Raw genomic sequence first — 459 nt, forward strand, 5'->3', positions numbered from 1 at the left:
TGCGTAAGCCTCGATCACCCGGCCGACGATCGACAGAGCGCGCCCGGGCTTGACCGCCTTGATGGCCCGCATGGTCGCCTCGTGGGTCCGCTCGACGAGCAGCCGGTGTTCCTCCGAGACATCTCCGGCCAGGAAGGTGGCGTTGGTGTCGCCGTGAACTCCGTCGATGTAGGCGGTGACGTCGATGTTGACGATGTCGCCGTCCTCAACCACGGTCGAGTCCGGGATACCGTGGCAGATCACCTCGTTCAGCGAGGTGCAGCAGGATTTGGGAAACCCCTTGTAGCCCAGAGTCGACGGATAGGCGCCGTGATCGATCATGTACTCGTGGGCGATGCGGTCCAGCTCGTCGGTGGTCCCCCCGGGCGCCACGGCTTTTCCGGCCTCGGCCAGCGCAGCTGCCGCGATCTGGCCCGCGACGCGCATCTTCTCGATCACCTCAGGGGTTTGCACCCAGGG

Annotated in this window: 1 protein-coding gene; it reads right to left on the reverse strand. The window is 65.8% G+C overall.

What is annotated here, in order from left to right; all coding sequences use genetic code 11:
- The coding region (locus tag RNC47_RS36695) for a M24 family metallopeptidase (protein ID WP_311605204.1) at positions 1-459 on the reverse strand (459 nt) is incomplete at both ends.

The sequence above is a fragment of the Streptomyces millisiae genome, assembly GCF_031845425.1.
GTDB classification, from domain to species: domain Bacteria; phylum Actinomycetota; class Actinomycetes; order Streptomycetales; family Streptomycetaceae; genus Streptomyces; species Streptomyces millisiae.